Below are 17,430 nucleotides of genomic sequence, written 5' to 3'. Positions count from 1 at the left end.
GCGTGACACCGTTAGTGAGAAGCGTATATTGACATAAAGATATCCTTATGTGACATGAACAGGCTTGTCGCCCAAGGGATAGAAAATGTCGCAGAATTCTGCATCGCTGGATGACCTGTTCGGCCCTGTCGCGGCCAAGCCCGACGGTTCGGAAGTGCTCGCGGCGCTGACCGCGGCGGCGCGCGAGCGCATCCTCATCCTCGACGGCGCCATGGGCACGCAGATCCAGGGGCTTGGTTTCGACGAAGACCATTTCCGCGGCAATGCTTTCGCCGGCTGCGCCTGCCATCAGCAGGGAAACAACGACCTTCTGATCCTGACGCAGCCCGCCGCGATCGAGGAGATCCACTATCAATACGCGATTGCCGGCGCGGATATTCTCGAGACCAACACCTTCTCGTCGACCGCGATCGCCCAGGCCGATTACGGCATGGAGGATGCCGTCTATGCGCTGAACCGCGACGGCGCGCGGCTGGTGCGACGGGCGGCGAAGCGGGCTGAGCAGGAAGACGGCAAGCGCCGCTTCGTTGCCGGCGCGCTCGGGCCAACCAACCGCACCGCCTCGATGTCGCCCGACGTCAACAATCCCGGCTATCGCGCGGTGACCTTCGACGAGTTGCGGCTTGCCTATGGCGAGCAGCTGCGCGGCCTGATCGACGGCGGCGCCGACATCATCCTGATCGAGACCATCTTCGACACGCTGAACGCCAAGGCGGCAATCTTCGCTTGCAACGAGATTTTCATCGAGAAGGGTGTGCACCTGCCGGTGATGATTTCGGGCACCATCACCGACCTTTCCGGCCGCACGCTGTCGGGCCAGACGCCGACGGCTTTCTGGCATTCGGTGCGCCATGCCAATCCCTTCACCATCGGCCTCAACTGCGCGCTCGGCGCCAACGCCATGCGCGCGCACCTGGCCGAAATATCTGATACCGCGGACACTTTCGTCTGCGCCTATCCGAATGCCGGCCTGCCCAATGAATTCGGCAGGTATGACGAGAGCCCGGACTTCATGGCCGCGCAGATCGAGGACTTTGCCAGGGAAGGGCTGGTCAATGTCGTCGGCGGCTGCTGCGGCTCGACGCCGGATCATATCCGCGCCATCGCGGAGGCAGTGAAAAAGTACCCGCCGCGTGCCATTCCGCAGATCGAGCGCAAGATGCGCTTATCTGGACTGGAGCCGTTCACGCTTTCGGACGAAATCCCCTTCGTCAATGTCGGCGAGCGCACCAACGTCACCGGCTCTGCCAAGTTCCGGAAACTGATCACCGCGGGCGATTATGTTCCCGCGCTCGACGTGGCGCGCGATCAGGTCGCCAATGGCGCGCAGATCATCGACATCAACATGGACGAAGGGCTGATCGATTCGAAGAAGGCGATGGTCGATTATCTCAACCTGATCGCCGCCGAACCGGACATCGCCCGTGTTCCTGTCATGGTCGACAGTTCGAAATGGGAGATCATCGAGGCGGGCTTGAAATGCGTGCAGGGCAAGCCGCTGGTCAATTCCATCTCGATGAAGGAAGGCGAGGAAGCGTTCCTGCATCATGCCAGGCTGGTGCGCGCCTATGGCGCCGCCGTGGTCGTCATGGCCTTCGACGAGGCCGGCCAGGCCGACACCAAGGCGCGCAAGGTCGAGATCTGCACCCGCGCCTACAAGCTCTTGACCGAACAGGCCGGCTTCCCGCCCGAGGATATCGTCTTCGACCCCAACGTCTTCGCGGTCGCCACCGGCATCGAGGAGCATGACAATTACGGCGTCGACTTCATCGAGGCCACCGGCGAGATTACTGCGACGCTGCCGCATGTCCATATTTCCGGCGGCGTGTCGAACCTCTCCTTCTCGTTTCGCGGCAACGAGCCGGTGCGCGAGGCCATGCACGCGGTGTTCCTCTACCACGCCATCCAGCGCGGCATGGACATGGGCATCGTCAATGCCGGTCAGTTGGCCGTCTATGACACGATCGAGCCGGAGCTGCGCGAGGCCTGCGAGGATGTCGTGCTCAACCGCGCGCCCAAGGCCGGCGGCACCGCCACCGAGCGCATGCTGGAGATCGCCGAACGCTTCAAGGGCACGGCCGGCAAGGAAGCCAGGGAGCGCGACCTCGCCTGGCGCGAATGGACGGTCGAGCAGCGCATTTCGCATGCGCTGGTCAACGGCATCACCGAATTCATCGACGCCGACACCGAGGAAGCGCGGCTGGCGGCCGAGCGCCCGCTGCATGTCATCGAAGGCCCGTTGATGGCCGGCATGAATGTCGTCGGCGACCTGTTCGGCGCAGGCAAGATGTTTTTGCCGCAAGTGGTGAAGTCGGCCCGTGTCATGAAGCAGGCGGTAGCCGGGCTGTTACCGCATATGGAGGCCGAGAAACTGGCCAACGCCGCCAACGGCATCGTCAATGGCGAGCGCCAGACGGCGGGCAAGATCCTGATGGCGACGGTGAAGGGCGATGTCCACGACATCGGCAAGAACATCGTCGGCGTCGTTCTCGCCTGCAACAATTACGAGATCATCGATCTCGGTGTCATGGTGCCGGCGGCGAAAATCCTGCAGACCGCGCGCGAGCAAAATGTCGACATTATCGGCCTCTCCGGCCTGATCACCCCATCGCTGGACGAGATGGTACACATGGCCACCGAGATGGAGCGCGAAGGCTTCGACATTCCGTTGCTGATCGGCGGCGCGACGACCAGCCGTGTGCACACGGCGGTGAAGATCCACCCGCGCTACGCCAGGGGGCAGACCGTCTATGTCACCGACGCCAGCCGCGCGGTCGGCGTTTTGTCGTCTTTGCTGTCGAACGAGACTAAGGGCGGCTTTGTCGATACGGTGCGAGCCGAGTACAAGAGGGTTGCCGACGCGCATGCCCGCTCCGAGGCCGACAAGCAGCGGCTGCCACTGGCCAGGGCAAGGGCCAATGCGCACAAGGTCGACTGGTCTGCCTACGAGCCGCCGAAGCCGTCTTTCACCGGCGTGAAGGTGTTCGAGAACTGGGACCTGACCGAGCTTGCGCGTTACATTGACTGGACGCCGTTCTTCCAGACCTGGGAGCTGAAGGGCCGCTATCCCAAGATACTCGAGGATGAGGCACAGGGACCCGCCGCGCGCCAGCTGTTCGAGGATGCGCAGGCGATGCTGAAGAAGATCATCGCGGAAAAATGGTTCGCGCCGCGCGGCGTCATCGGCTTCTGGCCGGCCAATGCCGTCGGTGACGACATCAGGCTGTTCACGGACGAGGGGCACTCGCAGGAGTTGGCGACTTTCTTCACTCTCCGCCAGCAACTGACCAAGCGCGACGGCAAGGCCAATGTCGCGCTGTCGGATTTCGTCGCGCCAATGGACGGCGGCAAGTCCGACTACATCGGCGGCTTCATCGTCACCGCCGGCATCGAGGAAGTGGCGATATCAGAGCGTTTTGAGCGCGCCAATGACGATTACTCCTCGATCATGGTCAAGGCACTGGCCGACCGCTTCGCCGAAGCCTTCGCCGAGCGTATTCACGAGAAGGTGCGCAAGGAATTCTGGGGCTATGCGGCTGACGAGGCGCTGGCACCGGACGAATTGATCGGCGAGCCCTATCGCGGCATCCGCCCGGCGCCCGGCTATCCCGCCCAGCCCGACCATACGGAGAAGAAAACGCTGTTCAGGCTGCTCGACGGCGAGCGTAATGCCGGCGTCAGCCTGACCGAAAGCTACGCGATGTGGCCGGGCTCGTCAGTGTCCGGCATTTATCTGGCGCATCCCGAAAGCTATTATTTCGGCGTCGCGAAGGTCGAGCGCGACCAGGTCGAGGATTATGCCGTTCGTAAGGACATGCCGTTGGCTGAGGTCGAGCGCTGGCTCGGACCTATCCTCAACTATGTGCCCGCGCAGTATGCCGAGGCGGCGGAGTAGGGCGGGAGGCTCTGTCGTCTCATCCTGCCGCCATGGCAAGACAGGATGTGCCCATAAGGCATTTGCACGGATTGCTGGCTCATGGTTCAAGGCGGCGATAGATACTGGGCAGCCGTCTTTGCAGTTGGAGCTTGAATGACCGTCCTTACACGCCGCAGGCTCTTGAAAACGGCCGCCATCACTGGCGCCAGCGGGGTCGGACTCTCGGCCATCGGCAGGCTTGGCAGCTGGGCCGCCGCCGGTCCGGAGCCGGTGGTGCTGCAGACGGCGAAAATCCAGGCCAGGCTGATGGATGCCGGCCCGACCAACAATGTGCTGACCTATGGCAATGCCGGGATGCCGCCGGTGCTGAGGATGAAGAAGGGCGAGCCCTTCGCCGCGCGTCTGGTCAACGCCATCGATGATCCGACGACCATCCACTGGCACGGCATTCGCGTTCCAAACAAGATGGACGGCGTGCCCTTCCTGGTCCAACCCTATGTCTACACCGGCGATCATTTCGACTACGCCTTCACCCCGCCCGACGCCGGCACCTTCTGGTATCATCCGCATTGCAACACGCTGGAGCAGATGGGGCACGGTCTGACCGGCGTGATCGTGGTCGAGAACCCAAGCGATCCGAAATTCGACGCCGAGTTCGTCCTCAATCTGCGGGATTGGCGTCTTGGCGACGACGGCCAGTTCATCGATCAGTTCCGCCCGCGCGATGCCGCGAGAACCGGCACCTACGGCACGGTGCGCACCGCCAATTGGCTCGATCAGCCGCAATATGACGCGCCGGCCGGTGGACTGGTGCGGTTACGGGTGGCGATCACTGACGTCACCCGCATCTATGCCTTTCGCGTCGACGGCGCCGAGGCGACGGTCATGGCACTCGACGGCAATCCGGTGCCTGAGCGCTTTTCACCCGATGCTTTGCTGCTGGGACCAGGCCAGCGCATGGAACTCGCCATCCGCATGCCCGATGATGAGGGCGCGATCGTGAGCCTGCGAGACGTCAGGGGCACCAAACCCAAGGTGCTCACGACCTTGCGTGCGGTTGGCAGCTCGCTGAAGCGCGACGTTCGTGATGTTGCGCCGCTGGAGGCCAATCCTGTGAAGGAGGTGGATCTCACCGCTGCCCAGCATATTTCGCTGGCGCTCAGCGCGACGGCGGAAAACGTCCCGAGCGATGGCATCTGCGGTTCACTCGGCTACAGTTTCTGGGCCATCAACAAGGTGCCGTGGCCGGGCGATACATCAGATCCAACCGCGCCGCTGGCCGAGCTGAAGCTTGGCAAGAGCTATGTCATCGACATGGAGAATTTGACGCCGCAATCGCATCCGATGCATCTGCACGGCATGAGCTTCAAGGTGCTGTCGTCGTCGACGCGGCCGGTTCAGCCTGCCATTTCCGACACCTATCTCATCCAGCCCAACGAGAAGGTTCAGCTCGGCTTTGTCGCCGACAATCCCGGCGACTGGCTGCTGCACTGCCACATCATCGAGCACCAGAAATCGGGCATGACGAGCTACGTCAGGGTGGTTTGAAGCCACGTTAGAGCGGTTTCGTTGGCAAAAGCGGGCGGTTCCCTGCTATGCCGCCTCCAAATCAAGAACCATGGACATCCCCGCATGACCAATGTCGCCTTGACCGGCCTTGCCCGCGATCTTGCCAAGCGTGCCGCCGAGGGCCGCCCGGTGCGCATCGGTGTCATCGGTTCGGGTGAAATGGGCACCGACCTCGTCACACAAGGCATGCTGATGCCGGGCATTTCGGTTTGCGCCGTTTCCACTCGACGTCCACACACCGCACGTGACGCCATCCGCATCGCCTATGGCGACGAGGCGATGGCGGTCGAAGCCGACACCGCGTCGAAAGTGACAGCGGCAATCGAGGCCGGAAAAATCGCCATCACCTCGAATGAGATGCTGGTGACCAATCCGCTGATCGACGTCGTCATCGATGCCACGGGAAAACCCGGCGTCGCCGCCGATTTCTGCCTGTCGGCGATGGAGCATGGCAAGCATCTGGTGATGATGAATGTCGAGGCCGACGTCACCATCGGCTGCTATCTCAAGCAGCAGGCCGACCGGCTCGGCGTCGTCTATTCCGTTGGCGCCGGCGACGAGCCGTCGAGCTGCATGGAGCTGATCGAGTTCGCGTCGGCGCTCGGCCTCACCATCGTCTCGGCCGGCAAGGGCAAGAACAACCCGCTCAACCACGACGCCATGCCCGACGACTATCGCGAGGAAGCGATCCGCCGCAACATGAACCCGCGCATGCTGGTCGAGTTCGTCGATGGCTCGAAAACCATGGTCGAGATGTGCGCCATCGCCAACGCCACCGGCCTGGTGCCCGACGTGCCCGGCATGCATGGCCCGAAGGCCGACCGCGACGACCTCGTCAAGGTGCTGATCCCACGCGAGGACGGCGGGCTGTTGCTGAAAAAGGGCGTCGTCGACTACACCATAGGCAAGGGGGTGGCGCCCGGTGTCTTCGTCATCGTCGAGGCAACGCATCCGCGCATCATCGAGCGCATGGACGATTTGCATATCGGCCACGGTCCATATTACAGCCTGTTTCGGCCGTACCATCTGACGTCACTGGAAGTGCCGCTGACCGCCGCCCGCATCGTGCTGTTCGGCAAGCCCGACATGGTGCCGCTGCCACGGCCGGTCGCCGAGGTTTGCGCGGTCGCCAAGCGGGACTTGGCTGCTGGCGAGACCTTCGATGCGATCGGCGAGACCTGCTACCGCTCATGGACCATGACCGTCGGCGAAGCCCGCGCTCAGCACGCCGTGCCGGTCGGCCTGCTCGAGGGCGGCAAGGTGCTGAGGCCGGTCAGGAAAGGCGAGTTGCTGACCGCCGACAATGCCGCGCCCGACCAGACGACGAGGCTGTTCGCCTTGCGCCGGCTGCAGGACGAGATGCTGTACGGGGCGAACTGAGGTCTTACTTCCCCAGTTCGATCGACCGCAGCCGCGCGGCTTCCACTGCCTGCGTCACTAGATTGGTCAGCCGGTCCTCGCCCATCAGCACGCCAAGCGCCGCCGCCGTCGTGCCGTTCGGGCTGGTCACCTGCTGGCGCAGCACGCCCGGGTCTTCGTGGCTTTCGGCGGCGAGCGAGGCAGCGCCGTAGACGGTCTGCATGGCGAGCAGCCTGGCGGTTGCCGCCGGCAGGCCCGCTCTCTCCGCGGCCACGGTCAGCGCTTCGATGAAGTGGAAGATATAGGCCGGCCCCGATCCCGACACGGCGGTCACGGCATCCATCAGGCCTTCGTCGTCGATCGTGGCCACTTCACCGCTGGCCGACAGCAGGTCGGCGACGAAACGCTTGGTATCATCGGACACGAGCGGGTTGGAAAACACCACCATCATGCCCTTGCCGATGGAGGCTGGCGTGTTGGGCATGCAGCGCACGATCGGCGCGCTGTTGCCAAGGATATGCTCGAAGGTCGCCACGGGCGTGCCGGCGGCGATGCTGACAAAGGTGGTGCGGCCGTCGCCGAAACGCTTGTAGGCGGCCGTCACCTCGCGGATCACCTGGGGCTTCACCGCGATGACGACGAGGTCAGGCACGGCGTCTGCCGGAATGTCGCCGGCATCAGCAGCCGTCGCACAGCCGAGTGCGGCGGCGCGCTGGCGCAGATCGGCATTGGGCTCGACCACGAAAACCGCCGATGGCGCGAGCTTGCCGGATTTCAGCCAGCCCGAGAGCATGGCGTAACCCATATTGCCGCAGCCGGCGAGAACAAGCCTGATCGTCATCGAAAGCCCTCCGAAGGAAGGCCCTGACATAGACGCTCGCGGTTCCCTGGGGAAGCCCCGTCAGGCCGGGTGCGAAGATCGAGAATCGCGATCGGGGCCGCGCACCGCGATCGGCCGCAGCGACACTTGCCTCAGGCCAAGCACGCCGAGCACGAAGAACAGCCAGACCGGGTCGCCGCGATGGAAGAAGAAGCTCTCGAGGAAAGCATTGAGCGCGGTGAACAGCACCACCATCATGAAGAAGTCGCCGAGAAAGATGTTTTCCCGGCGCAGCGGAATGCGCATGTAGTCGCGCAGCGGCGCGATGAGGAAGGTGTAGACCGCCACGCAAAGGGCAGGAATGCCCATCAGCACCGCGATGTCGAGATAGCCGTCATGGCCGTGCACGATGGTCCTGATATCCCAGGGCCGGTCGAAAGGCTGGTCCTGGTTGAGCAGCAGCGGCGTGCCCCAGAAGCTCTCATAGCCGTAGCCGGTCCATGGCTTCTTCGCTAGCATCGAGCCGGCGAACTCCCACAGCGTCGTGCGGCCGGTATAGGTCATGTCGGGGAAATAGATCGCCGCCAGATGTTTGACCGGCGGCAGGAAAACGATGCCCAGCGTACCGACCGCCGTGGCGATGATCGCCAGCGCAAACAGGATCGGCGTGCCGAGGCGCATGCCCATCAGGCTCGGCAGCACCACGATCAGGATCGAGAACGGCACCAGGCCGGCAGTGGTCTTGGAGCCGGTGTGCAGCATGAAGATCATCGCCGCACAGAAGATGCCTGCGCCCCACCAGCGTTGTCCGCGCCGGTAGAGATAGAGGCCGGCGAAGCTGAGGCAGGCCATGATCGGGCCGGCGATGTTCTTGTGGGTGAACACGCCGCGCCACAGGCCCGCATGCTCTGGCTCCTGGGAATCGGCCGTGTGCATCGCCTCGTGCGGAAAGACGATGAGGCCGAGATAGGAAAGCCCCATCACCACGACAGCGGTGAAGATGATGACTTTCGAGAAGGATTCGGCATCGCGCGGCAGCGCCAGGATCGTTGCCATCGTCAGGATGCCGATCATGGTGAAGGACGCGGCGCGCATCGCCGAGGGCGGATCGGTCGCCAGCACCACCGACAAGAAGAAGAAACCCAGCATCAGCACCCATGACGGGCTGAGCAGCGAGCGCACGATGCGCGGATCGGCGAAGGCCATCAGCGAGAAGATCGAAACGGCGCCGAGCGAGCCGAAGCCGAGCTGGTTGACGATGTCGCCGCCGTCGCCGGTGAGTTCGGCGCCGGCCGGCTGGAACGGGCGGAACGACACCATGATGACGGTGAACAGCAGTGCGGCGATCGCGGTCGCCACGCCGTCGCGCGTGAACGCGTCGCTGAGCGGGGCGCGCTCAGTTTTTCTCGGGCTGGCGATACTGCTCATTGGCATATCCAAATTCGGCCATCACGCGGCCCAAGGCCACATGGACGGGGTAGATGGCGATCGCCGGCGATCCGGTCCGCGCCAGCCGGATCAGGCCGCGAAACGGCGAGGCGACAAGCAGCGCTAGGCTCTTCGCGAACACTCTGGCGCCGGCCAGCGGCGTGCCCGCGCGCTTCTTCTTCTCAACCAGTGTCGAGATCACGCCGTTGCGCAGGCTGCGGGCCCGGATCCAGTCGGCCTCGACACGCCGCGCCGGAACGGTTTCGCGCACTTGGCCCTCGGCGCACCAGCCGAGCACAAAGCCCCGTTGCGCCGACCGGCTGAGAAAGTCGGAGTCACCGCCGCCCATGAAATTGAATCTGAGATCGAGGAAGGGCGGCCCCATGGCGACCAGCACGTTGCGCCCGACCAGAAGATTGCCGGACGAATAGAGCGCCGGCACGCGTCCCGTCTCCCGGTAGGGCGGCGCAAAGACAGGATGCTCGGCCCATTTCGCATGGGCAGGGTCGGCGAACACCGGCACCTGCGGTCCGCCGACTATATCGGCGCCGAGCGTTTCTGCAGCCGCGCACATGCGTTCCAGCCAGTGCGGATCGGCGATCTCGTCATCGTCGATGACCAGCAAATGCCTGAAGTTGGGGAAATGCAGGATCGCTGTCTGCCAGCCGGCATTGTAGGCGCTGCAATTGCCGCGCTCATGCGCGATGATGACCATGCCCGGCATCTCGCCGCGCTCGAACAACGGCAGCGCCGCCTTGGCGCCTTCGCGCGCCTCGCCTTCGTTCTCCATGACGATGACGGCAAAGCGCCTGCCGGTCTGCTGCGCGTTGAGCGACGCCAGCGTGTCCAGCACCTGTTCGGGCCGCTTGAAGGTCGGCAAGGTGACGACCGCTTCGACAGCCTCCACGTCAAGCCGGGGAGACCGTCCAGCGATCGATACCGAACCATCCGATGGCAAAGGGATCATCCGTGTCCAGCCACATCTGAGTCGCGTTCTGGTAGCACCACGGTGATAAGGTTTCGTTAATCACCTTGCGCGGAGACGCCCGTCAGGCAGGCGCTTTCGGCCGTTGATTGTGCTCGCTTAATCATGGGTTCACCGCGCTTTGCTACCGGCTACACCACAGGATAGGTAGATGCATCTGTTGTTCGCCACATCGATCGTGCCCGACGGTGCCCTCGCCTCGGGCTACGAGATCGCCAACGCTGCGATCATCGCCGCCTTGCGGCGCGCCGGCGCGCGCGTCACGGTGATCGGCTTCACGTGGCCCGGGAAGGGCGCTGCCGACCCCGAAAACACCGTGGTGCTGGGTGCCATCGACGTCCGCACCGAAAGTGCATCCGCGCTGCAAAAACTCGCCTGGGTCGGCAAGGCGGTGCTTTCGGGCCTCACCTTCGCGTCGGTCAAGCTGCGCGCGGTGCCCGAGCACGATGTCCGGGCCGCCATCGAACAGGCCGGTCCCTTCGATGGCTATGTGCTGAATTCCGTGCAGTTCGCCGGTGCCTTCGAAAAGCTCTTCGAAGACAAGCCTTCGATCTTCGTCGCCCACAACGTCGAGCATCTCTCGGCGGAAGAGAACGCCGTTGCCGCCGGTGGCCTCTTCCAGCGCCTGCTGTTTCGCCGCGAGGCAAGGCTGCTCAAGGTCGTGGAAGAGCGTCTCTGCCGCCGCGCGCGCTTTGTCTTCACGCTGGCCGAGGAAGACCGCGCGGCACTCGGCGTCGCCGCCGACGGCCGCTCGGCGGTGCTGCCGCTGGTCACCGGTGCCAAGGCGCCAACCCGGAAAGGCCCACGCCGGATCGACTGCGACGCCGCTTTGATCGGCACCTGGACCTGGCAGCCGAACCGCATCGGCCTCGATTGGTTCCTGGGCAAGGTGGTGCCGCATCTGCGGCCCGATTTCCGCATCCGCATCGCGGGCCACATGCCCTCTGGCGTCACTTCGGCGCATCCGGGCGTCGAGTTTGTCGGCCGTGTCCCGGATGCCAGGGCATTCGTGCGCGGCGCGGCCGTCATCCCGCTGATCAGCACCGCCGGCAGCGGTGTGCAATTGAAGACCATAGAGACTTTCGAGCTTGGCTTGCCGTCTGTCGCCACCAGCCGCTCGCTGCGCGGTATCGACCATCGCCCGGACAATTGCGTCGTCACCGACGATCCGGCCAGTTTCGCCAAGGCGCTGGAGGCCGCGGCGGCCGACGTCCGGGACGTCGATGGCAGCGCATTCCATCGCCAGCAGGTGAAGGCGCTCGATGTCGCCATCCGGCTCGGTTTGGAAAAACTCGGGGGCGTCAGGCAGGAGGTGTTCGCATGAACATGCACACCGCCCGCATCACGTTCGGGCTAGACAGCTTGAAGGCGATCCTTGGCATTTCGGTGCTCTCCATTCGTTGGGACGATGCCATTGCCCTGCTGAACCGCCTGATCGCCGAACGGCGCTTCACAAAGGTCAGTTTCCTCAACGCCCACAACGCCAACATCGCCCATACCGATCCGGTCTTCGCCGAGGCGCTCGACGATTTCCTCATCCTGCCGGACGGCATCGGCGTCGATCTCGCCGCCAAGGTTCTCTATGGCGCGCCGTTTCCGGACAATCTCAACGGCACCGATTTCGTGCCGGCCTTCCTGCAGGCCTCGACGCGGCCGCTGACCGTCGGGCTGCTCGGCGCGACGCGTGTCAACGCCGAGGCGGCGTCGGTCAAGCTGGCCGCCCTTGCCGTGCAGCACAATTTCGTGGTCATTCATGACGGTTATTTCTCCGCCGAACAGGAGCCGGAGATCATCGGCCGGATCGCAGCGCTGCGGCCTGATATGCTGCTGGTCGCCATGGGCGTGCCGCGCCAGGAACTTTGGATCGCACGCCATATCGACGAACGCCACTGCACCATGCCGGTCGCGGTCGGCGCGCTGCTCGATTTCCTGAGCGGCTCGGTGCCGCGCGCGCCGCTATGGATGCGCCGCCTGCGCCTGGAATGGCTGTTCCGGCTGGCGGTCGAGCCGGGCCGGCTCTGGCGCCGTTACGTGGTCGGCAATCCTGTTTTCCTGTGGCGGGTCGTGAGGCAGAGATGGTCGCATGGCGCCGAAACGGACGGAGATCTCCGTTGAACGAGCGGTTCGTTCCAGAGGCCCTTGCCGGCCCGGGCCTGTTGCTGAAGACGCCGACTGCGGCGGTGGTGACGGCGAGCTACGCGCCGGATTTCGAGCGCTGCCGCCTGTTGTGCGAGACCCTCGACCGGCATGTCTCGGGTGCCGCGCACCACTACATCCTGGTCGAACATCGCGACGTCGCGCTCTTCCGTCAGCTGGAGACAAGCCGGCGCACGATCGTCGACGAACGTGACCTGTTGCCGCGCTGGCTGCATGCTTTCGACGATCCGCTCAGCCTGTTTCGCCGGCGTGTCTGGCTCAGCCTGAAGACGCAGCCGCTGCGCGGCTGGCACGTGCAGCAGCTGCGTCGCATTGCCATCGCCAACCATGCCAGGGAAGACGTTCTGGTCTTCTGCGATTCTGATGTCGCTTTCCTGAAGGCGTTCGACTGCGCCGCCTTCTGGCGCGACGGCAAGGCGCGGCTGTTCCGCCGCGACGGCGTGCTGGCGGATGACGGTCACGACGAGCATCGCATCTGGTCGCGCAATGCGGGTTCGGCACTCGGCATCGACCCGTCCCGGACGTCGGTCCACGATTACATTTCGACGCTGATCGCTTGGCGCCGCGACGCCGTGCTTGCCATGTGCGGCCAGATCGAGAAGGTGCATGGCCGCGACTGGGTCGAGGTCGTCGGCTCGGCGCGCAGATTCTCTGAATGCATGATCTATGGCCGCTATGTCGACGATGTGCTCGACGGCGCCGGCCACTTCCACGGTTCGGAAGAATTCTGCCGCGTCCACTGGACGGGCGAGGCGTTGTCGGACGATGAGTTCCGCCGCTTCGTTGCCGGCATGGCGCCGGAGCAGGTGGCGATCGGCATGCAATCCTTCATCGGCACCGATATCGGCCGCATCCGCCGCCTGATCGGGCTGGATTAGCCTGCGCAGGAATTTAGGTCAGGCCGAGTCGAAAACGGTGGCCTCCGAGAACCGGAGCGGAGCGTACTCTTCGTACGTGAGCACCGGAAGCGCAGGAAGCCGCCGTTTGCAGGCCGGCCTCACCTGAATTCAGATCGCTTTCGCTGGCTTGCGCATTGCCGAATAAGTCAGCAGCATCGAAGCGAGATAGAGCAGCAGGAAGACGATGTTGAGCGACAGCACCAGCTTTGACGTATCGGCGATGGTGGTCAGCACATAGGTCAGCAGCAGCGCCTTTAATGCTGCGAGCAGGCCGAGGTTGAGCGCCCGCACCAGCGTCTGGCCGCGCGCGAAGAGAAGCTCGGCCTGGTATTCGACCAGATTGCGCAATCCCGGAACGCAGATCGCCAGCGCCACCAAGGGCGCGGCTTCTGAGACATTCTTGCCGAGTGCGTTGGGGAAGAAGTGCAGTACGATACCCAGTGCCAGCAGCGCCGCGGTCGAGACCGCGAACACGCCACCCTCGATGCCGCTCTTGACCGTCAGCCGCGACAACAGGTCTGGCGCGCGCATCATGCGTTGCACCAGCATCATCGAGAAGGTGCGGATCGGGATCGCCGTCAGGTCGACCAGCCGCATGATGATGGCATAGATACCGGCCAGATGCAGGCCGCCGATCGCCAGCACCAGCAGCTTGTCGAATTCCGATTGCAGGTAGAACAGGATTTCGGCGCCGGCCACGTAAAGGGAATCCGCCAGTCGCCTGAGATAAAGCTCGATGCGCAGCCGCAGTCTTTGGCGCGGATAGAACCAGCCGAAAGCCAGAACCAGCGAGGCGGCATTGGCGCCGATATAGAACCATGACCAGATCCAGATGCTGTGCTGGGCTGAGAGCATGAACAGCACCGCGCCCAGCGCCCGCAGCGCCGTGGCGGCGATCGCCAGGACGGCGGCACGGCCGAATTTGCCCAGCCCGTTGTTGACGATCAGCGCCACCTCCACCGGCCGCCACAACAGTGCTTCGGCAAAGACGATCGTGGAAAACACCGACAGCGGCACGGTGCCGGCGAAGAAGAGCAGGTAGACGCCGAACGAGGCCGCGGCCAAGAGCGGCAGCGAGGCGACACCGAGCAGCAGGAAGCCGGCGGTGAAGGTACCGATCAGATTGGGGCGAATGGTGGCGGTGCGATAGAGCGCCGAGATGAAACCGAAGGCCAGGATCCGCGACAGCATCACGCCGGCCGCCGAAGCGGTGGCGAACATGCCAAATTCGGAGATGGACAGCGTGTTGGCGAGCGCGATGAAATAGGCCAGCGAAAACACCAGTCGCCCGCCGGCGCCGCTGATCGCCGAAAAATAGTCGCGCACCAGCCCCCGTCGTTCGGCCACGAAAGTGCCGATCCGGGCGAAAGTCCGCCTTTGCGATATGCCGCGAGCCTCGGTCATGTCTGGGCAAGCCATAGGCAGCAAAGCTTAACGTGCCGTTTTGAGGCCCGGATGCGCCGAAATTCCCGCCCGTGAGGTTATGAAAAGCTTACCCGCCGGCCTGCCGAAATTAACCTTTTGTTTCCTATGCTTGTTTAGCGTGACTTAACGATTGGCCGACTGCCGCTGCCAAGCGGCCAAAGAGTGAAGCTCCAAGACAATGGTCGACAGGGAAAACCGTGAAGACTGGAGGCGTGAGCGTTCATTGCTGGCGCTCGGCCAGGCCATGCGCGGTGAGGATGACGCGTCCCTGGTCTCGATAGGGGACCGGGCAGATTCGGCCTGGCGCGAGGATGCCGCCACGCGCCATCGCCTTGCCCGTTCACGTCGTGAGGCGCGGGCGAACCCGACGCCATCCGCTGCCGCCGGAACAGAGCGGTTCCGGCCGGACGAGCAGCCGCAAGCGGCTACACAGGATGACGCCTGGCGCTCGCAGGACGACACCGGCACCAGCGATCTGCCGCCGGCCACGCCGTACGCACGGTCAGCCGCTGAAGAACCGTCCGGCGGTGCTCGGTCTCATGAGACCTCTGGACCCCGCTATGAGGGCGAAGCGAATGCGTCCTTTGGCGATCGCAGGGATGATCAGCAGTGGAAACCCCTGATCGATCCGATGCAGGTGGTGCGCGGCATTGCCAGGTCGAAGCTGCTGATCATCACGACCACCTTGATCGGTGCCGGGCTCGGCATCGCCATCGCGCTGTCGACGCCGAAAAAATATGAAGCCACCACCGAACTGATCGTCGATCCACGCGACCTCAAGCTCACAGACCGCGACCTCACCCAGAATGTGGTCGCCTCCGACGCCACGCTTGCCATCGTCGAAAACCAGGTCAGGGTGCTGACATCGGGCACCGTTCTCAACAAGGTTGTCGACAAGCTCAACCTGAGCAACGATCCGGAGTTCAATGGTCAGGGGGCCGGCGGCCTTGGCATCAGGTCTCTCATTCGCTCGATTCTTCCGCACCAGGATGGCCCGAGCGGCGCCGACGAGGTTCGCCGGCGCGCGCTTGCCGTCGGCAACCTGGCCGAAAGCCTCTCGGTCGAGCGCGGCGGCAAGACCTTCGTCATCACCGTCAGTGCGATCACGCAGAATGGCGAGAAATCGGCGCTCATCGCCAACACGATGACGGATGTGTTCCTGCAGACCTTCGGCCAGATCCAGTCCGATACCGCCGGCCGCGCGACCGACGAACTGACGGCAAGGCTCGATGAACTGCGCAAGGGCGTCGAGGTGGCCGAGCGCAAGGTCGAGGAGTTCAGGGCCTCGCATGATCTTGTCGATGCACAGGGCCATTTGATCAGCGACGACGAGATGCTGAAGCTCAACGAGCAGCTCTCGGTCGCCCGCGCCCGCACGCTGGAGCTCAATGCCAGGGCGGCATCGGCGCGCTCGATCGACGTCAATTCGGTTCTCTCCGGCACCTTGCCGGAAGAGATCAACTCCAACACGATGAGCGATCTGCGCTCGCAATATGCCACGCTCAAGCAGGAGGCGGACCGTGCCGCCATCAGGCTTGGCCCGCGCCATCCCGAACTCCAGGCGCTCAACGCACAGATCGCCGGCGCGCGCGACCGCATCGCCGGCGAATTGCGCCGCATCGCCTCCTCGCTTCAGGTCGATCTGAAACGCGCTGTCCAGCTCGAGCAGGATCTCTCCTCCCGCCTTGCCCAACTCAAGGTGCGCAGCGGCGACGTCAACAACGATCTGGTATCGATGCGCGAACTGGAGCGTGAGGCCTCTGCCAAGCGCTCCGTCTACGAACAATATCTGCTGCGCGCCAAGGAGACCGGCGAGCAGAAGGACATCAACACCGCCAATATGAACGTGATCTCCAAGGCTTTCGCACCGCTCGAGGCAAAGGGGCCGTCGCGAGCCTTGATGGCACTTGCCGGCCTGTTGCTCGGCTTTGCCTCTGGCGTCGGCCTCGGCGCTATGCGCGGCGCCTATGAGAGCCTGCGTGAGACCGCGAACTCGCGATCGCGCCGCGAGCGCAAAGCGCCTCTCGAGGAGCAGGCATTCCGGGCAGCACCGCCGCCCGCGCCACCAATGCCGGCAGCCCCGTTGCCCCCGGCGCCGCCACCTCCGCCACCTGCATCGCCGCCGCCAGCATCACCACCGCCCTTGGCACAGGCCGAAGCCGCTCCCGTCGAACGGCCCGGGCGTATCGCCGTTCTCATGGCGAAGCTGCGCAACGCCGTATCCAGCAAGCCGTCCACAGAGGCGGACGACGACAGCGAGTTCCCCGCTTTTGGCGGCAACACGCGGCCGGCGGATGCTGCCATGCCCTCCGGCGTCCCGAACCCGGATACCGCCTTCATGCCTCGGTCGTCGGACTATGCGCGGCCGCCTTTCCCGCCAGGCTTCGATGCCACCTATTCCCAGCCAATGGGGCCGCCGTCGCGGTCGCCCCTGATGCCGCCGCCCATCTATCCGGCTCCGCCGCCCTATCCCCCTGCACAGCAGGCGGGCTATCCGCAGATGCAGCCTTGGCAGCCACAGCCGCCGGCAGGCTCCCCCTATGCCCAGGGTATGGCGCCCTATGCCGGGCATGTGCCATATCAACAGCCCGCTCCGCCGCAACCATCGGCCTATCCAGCCCAGCCACCGGCCGAGCCTTCGCCGGTAGAGGAAAGCGCCGAACAGGCGCCGATCGAGGAAATTCGCGCCAGCCTGCGCGAATTCCGCGAGGCTGTTCGCGAACTCACCGAGAGCCGCACCCGCCGCCGCTATTTCTGAGCCACAAAATACGTTGCCGAGGCCGAACAAAACCATCCCGGTTTCGCGTAAACGGCATCGGACGGCGTTTTGGCGGGATTGCGTGATGGGATTTTCGTGACAATGCCGCGCTGCATGTTGCCGATGACGCTGCGTTGTGTTGTCGAAAGCGGC

11 protein-coding genes are annotated in these 17,430 nt (G+C 64.2%); 7 read left to right on the top strand and 4 right to left on the bottom strand.

All coding sequences use genetic code 11. From position 1 onward, the window contains the following. The first annotated feature begins 85 nt into the window (after positions 1–85). The 3 genes from metH to AC1DX4_RS31395 all read left to right on the top strand — a co-directional run bounded on the left by metH (position 86) and on the right by AC1DX4_RS31395 (position 6,826). Positions 86–3,895 carry a methionine synthase gene (metH, locus tag AC1DX4_RS31405; protein ID WP_477224012.1) on the top strand — a complete coding sequence of 1,270 codons (3,810 nt, stop codon included), beginning with the start codon at positions 86–88 and terminating at the stop codon, positions 3,893–3,895. Between the two features lie 135 nt (positions 3,896–4,030). Further along, on the top strand, positions 4,031–5,425 hold the full coding sequence (locus AC1DX4_RS31400; RefSeq protein WP_477224011.1) for a multicopper oxidase family protein: 1,395 nt from the start codon (positions 4,031–4,033) through the stop codon (positions 5,423–5,425). 84 nt (positions 5,426–5,509) lie between these two features. Beyond that, entirely contained in the window at positions 5,510–6,826 is a 1,317-nt protein-coding gene (locus tag AC1DX4_RS31395; RefSeq protein ID WP_477224010.1) for an NAD(P)H-dependent oxidoreductase, read from the top strand. Positions 6,827–6,830: 4 nt separating this feature from the next. On the opposite strand, the gene proC is transcribed toward AC1DX4_RS31395, so the two are convergent. From proC to AC1DX4_RS31380, 3 genes are read right to left on the bottom strand one after another with little or no spacing between them, the layout of a single operon-like run. Next, positions 6,831–7,646 (bottom strand): pyrroline-5-carboxylate reductase, encoded by an 816-nt coding sequence (gene proC / locus AC1DX4_RS31390; protein WP_477224009.1) that lies wholly within the window; start codon positions 7,644–7,646, stop codon positions 6,831–6,833. A 60-nt stretch (positions 7,647–7,706) separates the two neighbouring features. Continuing rightward, a complete protein-coding gene (locus tag AC1DX4_RS31385; protein WP_477224008.1) occupies positions 7,707–9,053 on the bottom strand; it encodes an O-antigen ligase family protein in 1,347 nt (448 codons plus the stop codon). After that, positions 9,022–10,020 carry a glycosyltransferase family 2 protein gene (locus AC1DX4_RS31380; RefSeq protein ID WP_477224007.1) on the bottom strand — a complete coding sequence of 333 codons (999 nt, stop codon included), beginning with the start codon at positions 10,018–10,020 and terminating at the stop codon, positions 9,022–9,024. The genes AC1DX4_RS31385 and AC1DX4_RS31380 overlap by 32 nt, the downstream gene beginning before the upstream one ends. A 169-nt stretch (positions 10,021–10,189) precedes the next feature. Here AC1DX4_RS31380 and AC1DX4_RS31375 point away from each other — a divergent pair, with 169 nt between their 5' ends. From AC1DX4_RS31375 to AC1DX4_RS31365, 3 genes are read left to right on the top strand one after another with little or no spacing between them, the layout of a single operon-like run. Then, positions 10,190–11,362 carry a glycosyltransferase family 4 protein gene (locus tag AC1DX4_RS31375; RefSeq protein ID WP_477224006.1) on the top strand — a complete coding sequence of 391 codons (1,173 nt, stop codon included), beginning with the start codon at positions 10,190–10,192 and terminating at the stop codon, positions 11,360–11,362. Continuing rightward, a complete protein-coding gene (locus tag AC1DX4_RS31370) occupies positions 11,359–12,153 on the top strand; it encodes a WecB/TagA/CpsF family glycosyltransferase (protein ID WP_477224005.1) in 795 nt (264 codons plus the stop codon). The genes AC1DX4_RS31375 and AC1DX4_RS31370 overlap by 4 nt, the downstream gene beginning before the upstream one ends. Continuing rightward, entirely contained in the window at positions 12,150–13,073 is a 924-nt protein-coding gene (locus AC1DX4_RS31365; RefSeq protein WP_477224004.1) for a DUF6492 family protein, read from the top strand. The genes AC1DX4_RS31370 and AC1DX4_RS31365 overlap by 4 nt, the downstream gene beginning before the upstream one ends. A 129-nt stretch (positions 13,074–13,202) precedes the next feature. Here the strand turns inward: AC1DX4_RS31365 and AC1DX4_RS31360 are convergent, their stop codons facing one another. Next, the gene (locus tag AC1DX4_RS31360) at positions 13,203–14,498 is read right to left on the bottom strand and encodes a lipopolysaccharide biosynthesis protein (RefSeq protein WP_477224003.1); all 1,296 of its coding nucleotides are present in this window, start codon (positions 14,496–14,498) and stop codon (positions 13,203–13,205) included. A gap of 199 nt (positions 14,499–14,697) precedes the next feature. On the opposite strand from AC1DX4_RS31360, the gene AC1DX4_RS31355 reads away from it, so the two are divergent. Beyond that, complete coding sequence (locus AC1DX4_RS31355; RefSeq protein ID WP_477224002.1) at positions 14,698–17,277, top strand: GumC family protein; 2,580 nt, start codon at positions 14,698–14,700, stop codon at positions 17,275–17,277. Positions 17,278–17,430: the final 153 nt, after the last annotated feature.

The organism is Mesorhizobium sp. P3_A8 (genome assembly GCF_056402995.1).
Note: the sequence above shows the minus strand (reverse complement) of the source record. Positions and strands in the feature narration are given on the sequence as shown.

Bases quoted from the DNA above. Each gene is read 5' to 3' on its own strand.
- metH (WP_477224012.1), top strand. From the start codon at position 86: ATGTCGCAGAATTCTGCATCGCTGGATGACCTGTTCGGCCCTGTCGCG.
- AC1DX4_RS31360 (WP_477224003.1), bottom strand. From the start codon at position 14,498: ATGACCGAGGCTCGCGGCATATCGCAAAGGCGGACTTTCGCCCGGATC.
- AC1DX4_RS31355 (WP_477224002.1), top strand. From the start codon at position 14,698: ATGGTCGACAGGGAAAACCGTGAAGACTGGAGGCGTGAGCGTTCATTG.
- AC1DX4_RS31375 (WP_477224006.1), top strand. From the start codon at position 10,190: ATGCATCTGTTGTTCGCCACATCGATCGTGCCCGACGGTGCCCTCGCC.
- AC1DX4_RS31380 (WP_477224007.1), bottom strand. From the start codon at position 10,020: ATGATCCCTTTGCCATCGGATGGTTCGGTATCGATCGCTGGACGGTCT.
- AC1DX4_RS31385 (WP_477224008.1), bottom strand. From the start codon at position 9,053: ATGAGCAGTATCGCCAGCCCGAGAAAAACTGAGCGCGCCCCGCTCAGC.
- AC1DX4_RS31400 (WP_477224011.1), top strand. From the start codon at position 4,031: ATGACCGTCCTTACACGCCGCAGGCTCTTGAAAACGGCCGCCATCACT.
- proC (WP_477224009.1), bottom strand. From the start codon at position 7,646: ATGACGATCAGGCTTGTTCTCGCCGGCTGCGGCAATATGGGTTACGCC.
- AC1DX4_RS31370 (WP_477224005.1), top strand. From the start codon at position 11,359: ATGAACATGCACACCGCCCGCATCACGTTCGGGCTAGACAGCTTGAAG.
- AC1DX4_RS31395 (WP_477224010.1), top strand. From the start codon at position 5,510: ATGACCAATGTCGCCTTGACCGGCCTTGCCCGCGATCTTGCCAAGCGT.